General features: G+C 67.6%; 12 protein-coding genes, 4 tRNA genes and 1 pseudogene. 2 read left to right on the forward strand and 15 right to left on the reverse strand.

Annotated features, from left to right (window positions below):
• Positions 1-385 precede the first annotated feature (385 nt).
• A pseudogene (locus tag E9229_RS01125) lies at positions 386-1,041 on the forward strand (NADPH-dependent FMN reductase).
• Between the two features lie 59 nt (positions 1,042-1,100).
• Here the strand turns inward: E9229_RS01125 and E9229_RS01130 are convergent.
• From E9229_RS01130 to E9229_RS19615, 9 genes are all read right to left on the reverse strand, one after another.
• On the reverse strand, positions 1,101-1,553 hold the full coding sequence (locus tag E9229_RS01130; RefSeq protein ID WP_183509402.1) for a hypothetical protein: 453 nt from the start codon (positions 1,551-1,553) through the stop codon (positions 1,101-1,103).
• Positions 1,554-1,661: 108 nt separating this feature from the next.
• The gene (locus E9229_RS01135) at positions 1,662-2,774 is read right to left on the reverse strand and encodes a winged helix DNA-binding domain-containing protein (RefSeq protein WP_183509404.1); all 1,113 of its coding nucleotides are present in this window, start codon (positions 2,772-2,774) and stop codon (positions 1,662-1,664) included.
• Positions 2,775-2,793: 19 nt separating this feature from the next.
• Entirely contained in the window at positions 2,794-3,873 is a 1,080-nt protein-coding gene (locus E9229_RS01140) for a UDP-N-acetylmuramate dehydrogenase (protein WP_183509405.1), read from the reverse strand.
• Positions 3,870-5,060: an MFS transporter gene (locus tag E9229_RS01145; RefSeq protein ID WP_246380300.1), complete on the reverse strand. Its 1,191-nt coding sequence runs from the start codon at positions 5,058-5,060 to the stop codon at positions 3,870-3,872. The genes E9229_RS01140 and E9229_RS01145 overlap by 4 nt, the downstream gene beginning before the upstream one ends.
• 17 nt (positions 5,061-5,077) lie before the next feature.
• The gene (locus E9229_RS01150; RefSeq protein ID WP_183509406.1) at positions 5,078-5,524 is read right to left on the reverse strand and encodes a MaoC family dehydratase; all 447 of its coding nucleotides are present in this window, start codon (positions 5,522-5,524) and stop codon (positions 5,078-5,080) included.
• Positions 5,524-5,973, reverse strand: coding sequence for an FAS1-like dehydratase domain-containing protein (locus E9229_RS01155; RefSeq protein ID WP_183509408.1), 450 nt, complete (start codon positions 5,971-5,973; stop codon positions 5,524-5,526). Before E9229_RS01155 ends, E9229_RS01150 begins: the two co-directional genes overlap by 1 nt.
• A gap of 52 nt (positions 5,974-6,025) precedes the next feature.
• Positions 6,026-6,301 carry a hypothetical protein gene (locus tag E9229_RS01160; RefSeq protein ID WP_183509410.1) on the reverse strand — a complete coding sequence of 92 codons (276 nt, stop codon included), beginning with the start codon at positions 6,299-6,301 and terminating at the stop codon, positions 6,026-6,028.
• A gap of 35 nt (positions 6,302-6,336) precedes the next feature.
• Positions 6,337-7,284, reverse strand: a complete 948-nt coding sequence (locus E9229_RS01165; protein ID WP_183509411.1) for a DUF2797 domain-containing protein — start codon at positions 7,282-7,284, stop codon at positions 6,337-6,339.
• Complete coding sequence (locus E9229_RS19615) at positions 7,281-9,236, reverse strand: hypothetical protein (RefSeq protein ID WP_183509413.1); 1,956 nt, start codon at positions 9,234-9,236, stop codon at positions 7,281-7,283. The genes E9229_RS01165 and E9229_RS19615 overlap by 4 nt, the downstream gene beginning before the upstream one ends.
• Before the next feature lie 347 nt (positions 9,237-9,583).
• Here E9229_RS19615 and E9229_RS01175 point away from each other — a divergent pair, with 347 nt between their 5' ends.
• Positions 9,584-10,228 carry a DedA family protein gene (locus E9229_RS01175; protein WP_183511800.1) on the forward strand — a complete coding sequence of 215 codons (645 nt, stop codon included), beginning with the start codon at positions 9,584-9,586 and terminating at the stop codon, positions 10,226-10,228.
• A 553-nt stretch (positions 10,229-10,781) separates the two neighbouring features.
• Here E9229_RS01175 and E9229_RS01180 read toward each other — a convergent pair.
• From E9229_RS01180 to E9229_RS01205, 6 genes are all read right to left on the reverse strand, one after another.
• A tRNA-Met gene (locus E9229_RS01180) sits at positions 10,782-10,855 on the reverse strand.
• 71 nt (positions 10,856-10,926) lie between these two features.
• Positions 10,927-10,998: transfer RNA gene (locus E9229_RS01185), tRNA-Thr, on the reverse strand.
• 140 nt (positions 10,999-11,138) lie between these two features.
• Positions 11,139-11,212: transfer RNA gene (locus tag E9229_RS01190), tRNA-Met, on the reverse strand.
• A gap of 71 nt (positions 11,213-11,283) precedes the next feature.
• Positions 11,284-11,355, reverse strand: a tRNA-Thr gene (locus tag E9229_RS01195).
• A 160-nt stretch (positions 11,356-11,515) separates the two neighbouring features.
• Positions 11,516-12,691 (reverse strand): DUF6226 family protein, encoded by a 1,176-nt coding sequence (locus tag E9229_RS01200; RefSeq protein ID WP_183509415.1) that lies wholly within the window; start codon positions 12,689-12,691, stop codon positions 11,516-11,518.
• A gap of 117 nt (positions 12,692-12,808) precedes the next feature.
• Positions 12,809-14,791, reverse strand: coding sequence for a DEAD/DEAH box helicase (locus tag E9229_RS01205; RefSeq protein ID WP_183509416.1), 1,983 nt, complete (start codon positions 14,789-14,791; stop codon positions 12,809-12,811).
• Between the last annotated feature and the right edge of the window lie 6 nt (positions 14,792-14,797).

Raw genomic sequence — 14,797 nt, forward strand, 5'->3', positions numbered from 1 at the left:
TGGCCTACCACCACACCAGCACCACCAAGATTGCCGCCGAAGCCGGATCACCTTGGGCTGGCTATGCATCAGGGGCCCACGACCCACCAGCCACCATCTCGAGCGCACCGCCGTCGAACTGTACGTCCGGATCATCCATTCCATCGTGGGCCGCCCTCAGGGCCGGGGTAAGATTGAGCGCTTCTTCGGCACCATCAACACCGAAGTGCTCGCTGCGCTACCCGGACACCTCGGCCCCGGAAGCCGCACCCCGCAGCCGGCCCTCGATCTTCCGGGCCTCGACCGCGAGATCGGCGCATTCATCACTACCTACAACGACCGCACCCATGGCGAGCTGGGCATCCCACCCCGGGACGCGTGGGTCGCTGACGGACGGCTACCGCGCATGCCCGAAACCCTCGGGGAACTCGACGGGCGTCTGCTCACCGTTTCGAAGAACCGCGTCGTGCAACGCGAGGGCATCCACTTCCAGGGCCAGCGCTTCCTGGCTACCACTCTGGCACCATTTGTCGGGCACACCATCACCATCCGCTACGACTCCCGCGACCTCTCCAAGATCCGTGTCTATGACCGTGACACCTCCATCTGCACCGCCGTCGACGAAGCCCACCCGAAGGCAGCCATCGAAGCCTCCGACGGCATCCTGATCATCTCCCCCGAATACAACCGCTCCATCCCCGTCGCGCTGAAGAACGCCATCGGATGGGGTTCACGCCCCTGAGCACCAATTCTTTCGCCCGCAAGCCCACAGGCATCATCGGTGCCTCGCCCGGAGGCATCGGCACGACCGCCATGCAATCGTCCATGCAATCGTCCATGCGCAGCGTACTGAGCTTCCCGGACGCTCCGCAACTCACCGGGCCCGAGGCCCACATCACCTTCGACCGGGCAGCAAATGGCACGGACGGAGAGCGGGAGAACGCATCCACAGCGGCATTCCTGCACCACTACATGGCCGAATACCACGCCTTCGGGCAACGGGTCCCCTCCTCCAGCGACCCTGGGCACATCGCTGCCACGGATCCGGACTCGGCCACCTGAACTGCTGAAACCGGTCGCCGTCGACGGCTCCGCCACTGGTGCCACCGGCGGTCCAGAGCTCATCTCCCGGCCGGATCCGGTGGCCCCTTCGGCCGACCGGGCCGGGGAAGCACGGAAACCAGCGATACGACGAGGGCCGGGAGGTAGAACCGACCGATCGTCAGCAAGGAAACAAGGACGAAGGCAGCCAGAACGACGAGGCAGGTCACGGCCACGATCCGCCGGGACTTCGGCGGCGGGCAGAGGGGAAGAAGCGTCAGGAGCAGCGGCACGGCCAACACGATCAGCACGACGGGGGAGTTTTCCTGGAGCAGCGTGGCTGTTTCAGTGCTTTGCCCGCCGTTGCTTGAAACGCTGACGCCGCCGTAGAACGGCAGGAACAGCAGGGCCGCCGTTGCCACGATGGCCAGCGCGAACGCCACGCCCAGCCAGCTGCGGGCCGGGACCGCGCGTGGAGCACGTTCCGGCCCGCCCGCACCATGACCCACCCCTCCTGCCGGGGAATCAACCATCAGTCCTCCGCTGTGCCCGCGTGATCGTCCTACCGTACGTTCACCATCGTGCGCCGAAGGCTCCCGGCGGACAAGGGTGACGGGTCGCGAAACCTGCCCGGCAGGTAGTTAGCTGTCGCGGAACGTCCCGTACGCGCGGATCCGGGCCAGCGCCAGCCGTTCCAGCCGCGCCGACGGGTGCCGGGCAAAGGGCAACACCGCTCCGTCCTGAACGCGGCCGGCCGGGGGCTGACAGGTTCCGATGGTCTGCCCTCCGACGGTGAGCGTGCGGCGGAAGACCCCGTTGCCGCCGGGTGTCACGGCATCGGCGTGCTCCGTCGGGAGGGTGGCCGTGCGGTCCTTGTAGCCGAGCAGGAACTCGTCGAACCCCGGCAGCACCAAGACGCTGTCGCCACCGGGCGGTTCCTCCCATGCGTCCTCGGATCCCGGATCGAACAGGTAGCGCTGGCCGTCCAGCACCCGCTCGCCCAGCTGTCCCTCGAGCGTGGCAAGTGCCGCCCGGACCGGGGTCAGCGGAAGTCCCAGCCACCAGGCGCAATCGGCCACCGTCGCCGGGCCGTGGCCCTGGAAATACAGCAGCCCCCATCCCGGCAAGGCATCGGGAGCCCGGTTGTCCGCCACCGAGGTGCCCCGCGGCAGCCACGTTGAGGAACCGACAAATAGTTGGCGGGTGTTCGATCCCGGTTCCATCGGTCCCTGGACGAGCTCCCCGGACAGGCACAACGCCACCAGCAGGTGGTATCCGCGTTGGGCAGCGACGTCGTGGCCGGCCTCCGCGAAGACCTCCATGAGCCGGGCCCGGCTTGCCCCTGCCGGGGCGCAGGCCGCCAGCGCCAACGGCAGCAGGGCAGCCAGCTCGGCTTCGGTGATGTTCTCGCGCCGGTGGGTGGCAGCACTTTGCGCGCGCATGCGCGGTGCCGTGATGGACAGCAGCGGCCGGACGGTCTCGGGGGCCAGCAGCATCAGCGTGCCGCGGGCGCCCCAGGTTCGCACCACCAGTCCCCGGTCCAAAGCCGCCCGCACGGTGCCGGCCGTGCTGCCCGGAATCCTCACCCCCAGCGCCCAGAACGCCTGGGCCAGATCCTGGGCCTGCATCATGCCCAGCCGGCGCACCACGGCAGCCGGATCGGGAGGGTTTCCCGGATCCGGCAGCAGCCCCTGAGCACGCAGCCGCAGCCGGGCCACCGCATCGTGCCCGGTCTGCTCCGTTCGCTTCAGCACGGGGTCCATGGGCTAGAGGCTAGCCAAGGGAGCAGCCGATCAACAGCGGCTCGTTGTGCAGTTCGATGCCGAAGGCCTCCAGCACGCCGGCACGCACTGCCCGGGCAATGGCCAGCACGTCCTGGGCGCTGGCACCCCCGCGGTTGGTGATGGCCAGCGTGTGCTTGGAGGACAACGCGGCCCGTCCCCCGGCGATGGACTCCCCTGCCGTACCGGGCAGGCCATAGCCCTTGGAGAAGCCGGCCCGGTCGATCAGCCAGGCGGCGGAGAGCTTCAGGTGTCCCTCTTGGCCGGAGGGGAAGCGCGGAGCGTCTTGCGGCAGCTTCTCCAGCAGCGCCTCGGGCACTATCGGGTTGGTGAAGAAGGAACCGGTCGAATACGTGTCCCGGTCAGCGGGATCCAGCACCATGCCCTTGCCGGAGCGCAGCGACAGCACCTTCTCGCGCACGGCGCGGGCCTCGGCCGCGTCGCCCTGCTCGATGCCCAGGGAACGGGCCAGCTCGGCATAGGCGATCGGTGAGGATTCCGTGCCCGGCATCAGCCCGAAGGTCACCTTCAGCACCACGTAGCGCGGGGAGCCGTTGTCGGTGTTGGCCTTGAGCAGCGAATCGCGGTAGCCGAATTCCAGCTCGGCGTTGGTGAATTCGACGAGGTTTTCGTCGCGGCGGTCCCAGCAGCGCACCGAGACGATGCTCTGCGACACGTCGGCTCCATAGGCGCCCACGTTCTGCACCGGGGTCGCACCGGTGGAGCCGGGGATGCCAGAGAGCGCGGCGAGCCCGCCGAACCCGGCCTCGATGGAGCGGGCCACGAAGTCGTCCCACGGGTGGCCGGCCTCCACGGTGAGCAGGACCCTGCCTCCGGGAAGCGCCCCGCCGATCTCGATGCCAGTGCCGGTCAGCCGCAGCACCGTGCCGGGAAATCCGTCGTCGGAGACGACCAGGTTGGAGCCGCCAGCGATGATCAGCAGGTCGGTGCCCAACGCATCGTTGGATCGCACGACGGAGAGGATTTCCTCCTCGGTCGCCGCCTCGAGCACTGTACCGGCCGGGCCGCCCACGCCGGTGGTGGTCATCTGGGAAAGCAGCACTGTACTCACTGTTCGGGTACCTGGTCCTTATCGGTGTTCATGATCGAGGGTGCGGGCCGGGCCGCAGTGGCGCCGGCCAGGGCGAAGGAGGCCACCACGAGCACGCAGATGGCCAGCAATGCGTTGAGCAGTCCGACCCGGTCGGCCAGCAGTCCCAGCAGCGGGGGCCCGCCGAGGAACGCCCCGTAGCCGATGGTCGAGACCACCGAGACGCGGGCCGCCGCCCGGATCGGTTCGTCGGAGGCCGCCGACATGGCTACGGGGAAGGTCAGCGCGACGCCCAGGCCCCACAGCACCAGGGCCGCCATGGCCATCTGCACCGAGTGTCCGTAGACGAAGAGCACCACCCCGGCCAGGGCCAGAACGGCGCTGCCGCGCATCACGGCGACCCGGCCGAAGCGGGCCAGGACCCTCCCGCCGAGTAGTCGGGCGACGGTCATCGCCGTGACGAAGATGCCATATCCCACGGCTCCGATGGAGTTTGCCGTGCCGTAGCCGTCGGTCAGGGCCAGCGCCACCCAGTCCCCGGCTGCTCCTTCTGCCAGGGCCATGCCCAGCACCATGATGCCCAGCAACACGGTGCGCGGCTCGCGCCAGGCGGCGGAGAGCAGCGAGCGGTTGCCGCCGACACCGGTGTGCCGGGTGTCGGGCCGGTAGGAGCGGCCGCCACCGTGGATCAGGATCAGCACGATGGCGGCCAGCAGCACGAAGTGCCAGGCCACGGGCAGATGGATCCAGGAGAAGAGCACGCCGATGGCCGCTCCCACGACGGTGCCGACACTGAAGAAGCCATGCAGCACCGGCATGATGTTCCGGCCGAGCCCGCGCTCCATCGCCGCGCCCTGGACGTTCGACGCGACGTTCCAGCAGGCGGTGCCGCTGCCCTGGAGGAACAGGGCAACACCGGTGAGCGCCACTGAGCCGACGACGCTGGAGAAGAACCCGATCAGGGCCATCGCCAGCGCGGTCAGTGTGGCGCCGGCCAGGATGGTGCGTTTGGAGCCGAGCCGCAGCACCACTAAGCCAGAGAGCGAGACGGAGAGGAAGGAGCCCGCCGACATGCACAACAGCAGCAGGCCTACCTCGCCGTGGCTCAGGCCGAGCCCGTCCCGGATCGCGGGGAGTCTGGAGACCAGGGTGGAGATGACCAGGCCCGACGCGAGGTACCCCGCTATGACGCCGTTGCGCCAGGCCAAGGTCCCGGAATCGGTTTTCAGAACCGGACCACTGCCTGGGACTTCATCAGGACCTTCTGGCCCCCGACGCTGACGGTGATGTCGACTCGCGCCGTGCGGGCCTCGGCATCCAGCGCGCCGATCTTGCCCTCAAGCACTATCTCCGTGCCTTCGAAGTCGCCCGGGTTCGAGCCCGCCGGGTCCTCGACGAGAACTGGCTTGGTAAAGCGGGACTGGTAGTCGATGACGGCTCCCGGATCCCCGGCCCAGTCGGTGACCAGCTGGACGGCGGCACCCATGGTGAACATGCCGTGGGCGATGACGCCGGGCAGCCCGACCTCGAGCGCGAAGCGCTCGTTCCAGTGGATCGGGTTGAAGTCGCCGGAGGCACCGGCGTAGCGGATGAGGTCCGCGCGGTTCACACGGACGCTGGAGGCGCCGATGGGCGCCCCCACCTCGAGTGTGCCGAAATCGATGGCGGGCATTACTGGTCCTCTCCGCGGACGAGCAGCGAGGAAACGGTGGTGGCCACGCGCTCCCCGGTGATGAGCGTAATTTCTGCGCGGGTGGTGAGCATGGCTCCGCCGCCCATGGCCCTGACCGTATCGACGTGCAGCTCGGCGAGCAGCTCGTCCCCGGCCACGATCGGGCGGTGGTGGGTGAAGCGCTGGTCGGCGTGGACCACGCGGGAGAAGTCGATCCCGGACTCGGGGTCCAGGATCAGCCGGGCGTCGGCCTTCTGCGCGACGATGATCGCGAAGGTCGGCGGCGCCACGACGTCGGCGTGGCCGAGCTCGGCGGCGGCCGCCGGGTCGAAGTGTGCGCGGTGCGTGGCCTTGACGGCCGCGGCGAATTCGCTGATCTTTTCCCGGCCCACCAGGTACGGTGCCTCGGGTGGGTAGACGCGCCCCTGCAGGGCGGGATTGATGCTCATCGTGTCCTCTACTGTTGCTGCGTTCGGTCGTGGGGCGGGGCCGGCGAAACCGTTAGGATTCCTTGGCCGCCTTCTTGCGCGGTTTCGGGGCGGGCATCAGGCCCTGGGCAACGCGGTAGGCCTTGGCGTCGCGGGTGCGGACCACGAGCCCCGACACGTGCGTCAGCAGGCCGACGACGATGATGGCGATGGCGACGTACGTCAGCGGGTGGATGCGCATGTTCACGGCAACCAGGGCCAGCACGATGCCGGTGCCCGAAATGATCATGGAGCCAATGGCCAGTTTCTTGTACAGGCTGGAGGCCGCATGCCAGGGGGTATTCGTCATGCCAACAATTCTAGTTCAGCCGCGGGCCCCCGGGTTCAGAAGAGGGATTCCTGCAGCACCGGGATCCGCGTGGAGAAATCCCCCGGCTCCACCCGGCGCCCCTTCAGTGCGGCCGCATCAAGCAGAAAGGGCAGGTCAGATCCGTCCAGCCGTACCAGCAGGCCCTGTCCCAGCACGGCACAGACGGTGAACCCATGGCGTCCATGATCCGCTTCCCACGGGTAGGGCTGCATTTCACCGCTGCCCAGCAGCTCCAGGATCGGATCGGCCAGCGCCGGATGCACCCAGGACTCGGCGACCGGCCGGAAGTCCAGTTCACCGGCGCGGTAAAGCTGGTCCAGCAGTGCGGCAACCAGCTGAACCGCGATCTGGTTGAGCCGCGCCGGATGATTCGAGTCGGCGCCGGACCCTTGGGGCAGGTATCCAAGCAGCCCGGCCGTCTTGGCCTTGGCCCGCACTCCCTGGACCATGCCGAACCGTTCACTGACCCTGTCCTCGAGCCGGCGCACTATGGCGCCGTCGGGGGCCAGCGCCACGTACTGCGCGGCGACCGCGCCCTGTTCGGCCAGGCGCCGCCATTTGCTGCCCTGAGCCGCCGTACCGACCTTGGACACACCGTGGGCGAACGTCGCCACGTAGAGCCAATGCGGCTGGGCAAGATAGGCCCGTAGTCCCGGTGAGGCGATTCCCGACCGGTGGAAGTCGTGCATCGCCCGGGACTGGTCCTTCGAGAGGCACAGCGCGCATTGGGTTCCGTACGCCACCTGGTTCGCTTCGGGACAGGGCACGGAAGTGCGCTCCCCCACCCCGTGGACCAGGACATGGCCCAGGCACCAGCGTCCGGGCAGTACCCTGAAGCCCAGCCGCGTCCCGGGCTCGAGTGCGATCCGCCGGTCATCGCCCGCGGCGGTGCGCAGCGCCAGCGCCGCTGTCCCGTCGCTGGCGGGCCACGAAATGCCGTGGCAGTTCAGCGCCCCGGTCACTGCTGGTGGTTCAGGGCACCCGCCACCGCCGCTGCGGCATGAAGCCAGCTGCGGCGTGTTGCGGGACGCAGGCCCTCGAAGCGGATCTGGCCCTTGACCAGTGCGGCATCGTAGGGAACGGTGACCACGTCGCGGGCCAACCGGCGGAAACCATGCACTATCCGGTCCAGCTGATCGGTCCTGCCCTGGGGCTGGTGCTGGCTGATGATCACCACGGCGTTGCGGGCAAGATCGGCGTAATGCCCACCGCGTTTGGCCAGCGCCTCAAGCAGCAGGGCACCCGCTTCGGCGTGCTCCTCCACAGTGGTGCTGGCGATGACCAGCTGATCGGTGTGGTCAATCATGCGCATCCAGCGCTCGGCTGATTCATCGTTGCCCGAATCCACCACGACGAGCTGGAAGAATCGGGTGACGGCGTCATGGAGCACGTCGAAGTCCTTGGCCGTCACCAGCTGTTCGGAGGCCAGCAGCGTGGGATCGGTGCGCAGCACGCTGTAGCGGTCTTCCGGCTGGTAGTGCACGAAGTCGTTGATCACCTGCTCCCCGGCCATGGCCTTGACCAGCCGCGGGGCGGCGGCGAGCAGGTCCATGGAGTGGGCATCGTGGCCGGCCCGGGCGGTGCGCCAGCCCAGGGTGCCACGGGTTCCATTGTTGTCCCAGACCAGGATCGGGTCCCCGCTATTACGACCGAAGGCCGCTGCCAGCAGGACGGCGGTGGGCGTCTTATTTGCCCCGCCCTTGCCGTTGACCACGGAAATCGTCTTGGGCGAGGCCGACCGCGTACCAATGGCACGGCGCCAGGCACGCTCCTCGAGCTCCTCGGCCGACGGATCGATCGAGAATCCCATCCGGGCCAGGAAGCCACGGAAACCGCGTTCGGGACGGAACGTCGGTTCGTCCTCGGGGCGCAGGAAGGTATCGCGCTCCCCCGGTCCCGGAACCAGCTCGCGCAGGGCTTGTCGGCGACCCTCGGACGTCGTCAAGTCATCGTTCTTCACTTGGCGTGCACCCGCCGAACCCGGCTCTGCCACCGCTGCGGGTGCAGTGGTGGCCGAGGTACCCGCCGGGCGGGTCAATCCGGTCGCAGGGTCGGCCGCCTTGGTCGTATCCGGCCGAGCCTGAACCATGGGCTCGCTGGGCTTTGCCGTTTTTGCACCAGGGGCTACAGCCGCGGGCTTTACCGTGGCGACGGGCTTCGGGACGGCGGTGGGCTTGGCCGTGACCACGGGTTTCCGATTCTCGCCCGGCTTGGCTGTGACTAACGCTTTTGCGGCCTCTGACGGTTTCGGATCAGCTCCCGGCTTCGCCGTGACCGCAGGCTTCGGCTTGGCGGCCTCCTTGGCGGGTGCTGCCGGCTTCGTCGTGGATCTGGCCGGCGACAGGGCAGACCGCGCGGGCTTTCCGGGGGTCTTGGCGGCGGGAACGGCAGTGGTCGGCTTCCCGTCCGGATGCGGGGCTGGGATGGGCTTGAGTGCTGGCTTGGCAACGTCCGATGGTTTCACCGACGCCGGCTTGGCCGGACTCGACGCCGATTTCACGTTGGATTTTCCCTTGCCGGCTGTGGCCGCAGTGGCGTCGGCAGTTGGAACCGCAGCCTGGCCCGAGGGCTTGAAGGCGCCCGGGGCCAGGGGCTTGGGAGCCGTGGGTACGGGTTTGGCGGCGGTCGGCTTCGCTGCCGCCGGTCCGGAAACCACGGGTAGCTGCCCGGTGTGCCTGCCATGTGCCTTGCGGATATCCGCTGGCGTCTGCGACGGGGCGTCGACCTGCGGAACGGCCTGGGTGGCCGGTTCTGCCATGGGGGAAGTTTCCGGCACCGCATCGAATTCATCACCGGCAGGGGAACCCGGGGCACCCTGTGTGGCAGCGGTCTTGCGTCGGGCTTCCTCGTCCCTTCGGGCTTGGCGAAGCGACGCCCGCGTCGGGAATTCTTCGTTGAGGTCCCCCATTGGCATTCGATTTGTCCTTTCAGGTTCATTCGATTCGTCGGCGGAAGATCAATCCCCCCTCGTCATCTGCTGGCCATGCCGACAGATCCCGGCAGGTCCGTTCGGAGCCCGGCTTTTAGAACACCCTATCGGGAAAACCCCTTCCGGCGCAGGACATCCGGGGCCGCTTCGCCCGGTTTTCGGCCGCCGGGCTACTCGTCGCAGAACCACCCGAGGGAGGGGGTTTTTGGCCGTGGCCCGGCAAACTGACATTCTTGGAGCAGATTGGATTGATCCGACGACCGGTGAAGCAATTGCCCGGTGTCCCGCCGTGCATGACGAAAGGAGCCGATATGGAGCAGTTCTCGGCACTCATGGCGGCCATCAGCACATTCATCATCGACGCGGCCGACAACCCCTTCGTCTACTTGCTGGTCTTCCTCTGCTGCGCCATCGACGGCTTCTTCCCGCCGATCCCCAGTGAATCGGTAGTCGTCTCGCTGGCGTCGCTCATCATGTCGCATGGGGTGCCCAACCCGTGGCTGCTCGGCGGCGTTGCAGCACTCGGCGCCTTCGTGGGCGACAACGTGGCCTACGTGATCGGCCGTTCCATCGGTACCGACCGCTTTGCCTGGATGCGCCGTCCGCGCCTGCAACGCGGATTCGAATGGGCCGGCGTCGAGCTGAGGAAACGTCCGGTATCGCTGATCCTGGTCGCCCGGTTCGTGCCGATCGGACGCGTGGCGGTCAATCTGGTGGCCGGTGCCACGAAGTACCCGCACCGCCGCTTTGCGTTCCTGACCTCCTGTTCGGCCCTCGCCTGGGCCGTCTACTCGGTCATGGTGGGCATTGTTGCCGGAAGCTGGTTCAAGGAACACCACCTGCTGGGCATGGTCGTCGCCATCGCCGTCGCCATGGTTCTGGGGCTCGGCATCGACCGGGTGGTGACCTACTTCAGCGGTGCGGTTTCGCTGCGCCGCAAGACCGACGTGCATGACGAGACGACACCCACCGCCTGAGTCGCGCATTGCCCGGCCCTGGTTCCCCGGGCTGGCGGGCTTGGCCGGATATTGTTGCCATGGCCGGCTCAGGGCCTTGTAAAGCTCACTAGTTAGGTGCCTGCCGGGGAACCCCCGCAAGGCCCGCCCGGGCTGCGCCGCTGGTCAGCTCCACCGTGAACACCGCGGCCTGGTTGCGATTGCCACCGGACCTGATCGGGTTCGGGCCGCAGCTACCTGCCACCCGGCCGTCCACCCTTTGCGAGAATCCGTCGACGCAGACTTCAACGAACATCCCGGTGGCGTTCGCGAGGTCCGGACATCGGAGATCTCGCCGGCTGTTTCGGAACCGCTCTCCGGCCAATCCAGGGACACGAAGTAGGAGCTTTCCAGCGTGGCGGGCGGACGAAGCTGCGCATTCATCGCCGTCCGATGCCCACCGTGAGCCTGGGGCCGGTACCAGCTGTCTTCGGCCACCCTGCGCCCGGCGCGGGCTGGCCAGGGCCCGCGCCGGGCGCAGGTCAGGATGCCACAAAAAATCCCCGCCTCCACGAGGGAGACGGGGATCAATCTGTAGCGGCTCCGGGACTCGATCCCGGGACCTCACGATTATGAGTCGTGCGCTCTAACCAGCTGAGCTAAGCCGCCACGAATGGGAAAGCCCGCGTCTACGCCATGCACTCTTGCGAGCCGACTCAGACGCGGGCTAGTCCATTCAGAGCCCCCCACCGGAATCGATCCGGTGACCTCGTTCTTACCAAGAACGCGCTCTACCACTGAGCTAGGGGGGCAACGAGTAAATACTCTACCAGCATTTTCCGGCGTCTCGCGCCACCCTTAAACCAAGCCGCCCAGGCCCTGTCCGCCGCCCCGCCGGCATCCCTGGATATGAAAAATCCCCGCCTCCACGAGGGAGGCGGGGATCAATCTGTAGCGGCTCCGGGACTCGATCCCGGGACCTCACGATTATGAGTCGTGCGCTCTAACCAGCTGAGCTAAGCCGCCACGAATGGGAAAGCCCGCGTCTACGCCATGCACTCTTGCGAGCCGACTCAGACGCGGGCTAGTCCATTCAGAGCCCCCCACCGGAATCGATCCGGTGACCTCGTTCTTACCAAGAACGCGCTCTACCACTGAGCTAGGGGGGCAACGAGAAAAAACTCTACCAGCGTTTTTTCGGCAGGGGAAATCAAGCCAGGCCTTTGTGATGAGGCGCACAAGAAATTGTGGATTTGCCGGGTATTCCGCCTCACGAACGCCGCACATCCGCGGTGCACATCGCCCGGACGCCGGCATCGGACACCGTGCTCAGCGGGAGCGAAGCGGCCAGGCCTGCCATCCCTCCGGAATGAGCCGCAACCGATCCTCGGCGGCGCGGAGCACCTCGGGTTCGGTGGTTTCGGGCTCTCCCCGACCGAAGCTGGATCCCGATCCGTCGAGGCCGGTCAACGCATATTCGCTTAGCCGCTTCGGCCCGGAGGGATATCGTTCCCGGTATCCACCCGCTACCACGGACAGGACAATGCCCTCCAGCCCATCGGCCGCGGTCGATGCCGTCTCGTCGCAGGCGTCGCAATCACACGACGGGAAGACGAAGGTGTTCAGCACCCCGGCCCGCACCTTGGCTGCCGGAGGATCGGTCACGACGAATTCCAGGGGCGCGCCTTGGCCTCCGGCTGGTTCAAGAAGCACTGCACGCAGGATCCGCTCCGGCCCCTCGCCCGGTGCGCCCGTCGGTGTCAGTTCAATTGCCCTGACGTCGTAGGACGCCTCCAGATGCCGTATCAGGGCCGCGGCGACCGCGTGCAGCCCTACAAAGCGTTCAAGGTGGCTTCTGTCCTCGTAGGCGCTCTCCGGCACCTCACGCTGGGTCCAGCGGTTCCCGTAGTCGATCGGTTCACCCCGGGTATCGACGTAGCTAGCCACGGGCAGCACCGGACGGGTAAACCGGGGTTCATCGCGGGCGGCCAGGGCGGGCGGCTCGAGCTCCGGGCTATCGTCCACGGGTTCATCCGCCCAGGCGTGCAGGTGTTTGAGCAGGCCGTCGAGGGAATCCTGGGGGAGCCCCGCCAGCCCGTCGACCAGGTGCAGCGTCTCGAATTGCGTATCGTCGTTACCGGCCAGCGGTGAGCCCCCGCTGATCCCCAGCCAGCGCGCATCGGGGCGCAGCAGCACGAGGGAATTGGCGGCAAAAACCGCCGCGGCGTCCCGCAGTTCGGGGTTGGCGGCGAGTTCGACTCCATGCGCGCGCAGGAAACCGATCAGCAGGTCGATGTTCCGGGCCAGCTCAACTGCACTCACCCCCTGCCGGGCGCAATAGCCCACGAAGGGACGATAGCCGCTCACATGGCGCAACTGCCCCATGGAGACCTGTGCAACGGAGGCCTGGATCGCTTCCGATACCAGCTTCGACTCCGAGGGCAGGGGCCCCGGAGCCGGCATGGCCGGTCCGTCGAAGAGATCCTCGTCCATGTCAATGTCCATGGGGCCAGCCTAGCCGCCGCTTCCCGGCCGAGCCCGGAAAGCAGGGAACCCCCGTTTCCCTTCCGACCTTGCGGCGGAGGGGAACGGGGGTTCCTGTGGTCTGGTCAGACCGGGTGCTTAGTAGTCGCGACGGCGCGGGCCGCCGGTGCCACCGGCGGTGCGCGGCTTGCGCGATCCGCCGAAGCTGCTGCCGCCGCCACGGCTTTCACCGCCACGGTAGCCGCCGCCACCTTCGCCACGGCTTTCACCGCCACGGTAGCCGCCGCCACCTTCGCCACGGCTTTCGCCGCCACGGTAGCCGCCGCCGCCGTTGCCGCCGCGGTAACCGCCGCCGCCACCTTCACGGCGTGCGCCACCGTAGCTGCTGCCGCCTTCTTCGCGGGCCGGACGACGACCGTTGTCCAGCTCGAGGTGGATCAGTTCGCCACCGATGCGGGTGCGGGAGAGCGACTGCAGCTGCTCGGAGGACAAATCCGCCGGGAGCTCGACCAGGGTGTGGTCGGCACGGATGTCGATGCCACCGATCTGGGCGCTGGTCAGGCCGCCTTCATTAGCGAGGGCGCCAACGATGGAGCCGGGCATGACCCGCTGGCGACGGCCGACCGCGAGGCGGTAGGTGGCGTTGCCCTCGGTGAGCGCACGCGTCGGGCCGCGGGAACCGAAGCCGTCGTTGCCGCCCTTGGCCAGGCGGGCCTGCTTGGCCGGAGCAACGGGCATTTCCTGCATCAGCAGCGGACGCCCGCCCTGGGCCATGTGGGCCAGCGCGGCGGCGATCTGGACTTCGTCGATGTCCACGTGCTCGGCGGAGAACTTCTCCACCAGGTTGCGGAAGACAGTCAGGTCCTGCGAGGAAATGGTCTCGCCGATCTGGTCCGCGAACTTGGCCAGGCGCTTGTCGTTGACCGAGTCGACGCTGGGCAGGTGCATCAGGTCGACCGACTGGCGGGTGGCCTTTTCGATGGCACGCAGCAGGTACTTCTCGCGCGGGGTCATGAAGAGGATCGCGTCGCCCTTACGGCCGGCACGGCCGGTACGGCCGATGCGGTGCACGTAGGACTCGGTGTCGTGCGGGATGTCGTAGTTCACGACGTGGCTGACGCGCTCGACGTCCAGGCCGCGGGCCGCGACGTCGGTGGCGACCAGGATATCGATCTTGCCGTTGCGCAGGTTCTCGATGGTGCGCTCACGCTGCTGCTGCGGGATGTCGCCGTTGATGGCTGCAGCCATGAAGCCGCGGGCCTTCAGCTTATCGGCGAGGTCCTCGGTGGCCATCTTGGTGCGCACGAAGGCGATGACGCCGTCGAACGGCTCGGCCTCGAGGATGCGGGTCAGCGCGTCCAGCTTGTGCGGGCCCATGACCTGCACATAGCGCTGGGTGATGTTCTTGCCGGTCGAGGTGTTCGACTTGACCGAAACTTCCTGCGGGTTGCGCAGGTACTGCTTGGAGATCCGGCGGATCGAGGAAGGCATGGTCGCCGAGAACAGCACGACCTGCTTGTTTTCCGGGGTGGCTTCGAGGATCTTGTCGACTTCCTCGGCGAAGCCCATGCGCAGCATTTCATCTGCCTCATCCAGCACGACGTACTGCAGGTCCGAGAGGTCCAGCGAACCCTTGGAGATGTGGTCGATGACGCGGCCCGGGGTGCCGACGACAACCTGGGCGCCGCGGCGGAGGCCGGCGAGCTGCGGGCCGTACGGCGAGCCGCCGTACACCGGAAGGACAGTGAAGTCGCCCATGTGCTTGGCGTAGGAGGTGAAGGCCTCGGCAACCTGGAGCGCCAGCTCGCGGGTCGGTGCCAGGACCAGGACCTGGGTCTTGCGGGCGGTACCGTTCAGGTCCGCAAGCTCTGCCATCTTCGACAGTGCCGGAAGCGCGAACGCAGCGGTCTTGCCGGTACCGGTCTGGGCGACGCCGACAACGTCGTGGCCCGCGAGCAGCAGCGGGATGGTTGCCGCCTGGATCGGGGACGGCTTTTCGTAGCCGAGGTCGGCAACGGCGGCGAGGACGCGGCCGTCAAGTCCGAGATCGGAGAAGAGAATCGGGTTTTCCTCGACGGTATCTTCGTCGGGAGTGGCGTTTTTGGGCATGTCGTTAGACATAAGGAA

It is taken from the genome of Paeniglutamicibacter cryotolerans, from assembly GCF_014190875.1.
GTDB classification, from domain to species: domain Bacteria; phylum Actinomycetota; class Actinomycetes; order Actinomycetales; family Micrococcaceae; genus Paeniglutamicibacter; species Paeniglutamicibacter cryotolerans.

What these genes read in the sequence shown, in the direction of transcription:
- E9229_RS01130 (WP_183509402.1), bottom strand. Translation starts at nt 1,553, where the DNA reads ATGGTTGATTCCCCGGCAGGAGGGGTGGGTCATGGTGCGGGCGGGCCG.
- E9229_RS01150 (WP_183509406.1), bottom strand. Translation starts at nt 5,524, where the DNA reads ATGCCCGCCATCGATTTCGGCACACTCGAGGTGGGGGCGCCCATCGGC.
- E9229_RS01155 (WP_183509408.1), bottom strand. Translation starts at nt 5,973, where the DNA reads ATGAGCATCAATCCCGCCCTGCAGGGGCGCGTCTACCCACCCGAGGCA.
- E9229_RS01160 (WP_183509410.1), bottom strand. Translation starts at nt 6,301, where the DNA reads ATGACGAATACCCCCTGGCATGCGGCCTCCAGCCTGTACAAGAAACTG.
- E9229_RS19615 (WP_183509413.1), bottom strand. Translation starts at nt 9,236, where the DNA reads ATGCCAATGGGGGACCTCAACGAAGAATTCCCGACGCGGGCGTCGCTT.
- E9229_RS01175 (WP_183511800.1), top strand. Translation starts at nt 9,584, where the DNA reads ATGGCGGCCATCAGCACATTCATCATCGACGCGGCCGACAACCCCTTC.
- E9229_RS01200 (WP_183509415.1), bottom strand. Translation starts at nt 12,691, where the DNA reads ATGGACATTGACATGGACGAGGATCTCTTCGACGGACCGGCCATGCCG.
- E9229_RS01205 (WP_183509416.1), bottom strand. Translation starts at nt 14,791, where the DNA reads ATGTCTAACGACATGCCCAAAAACGCCACTCCCGACGAAGATACCGTC.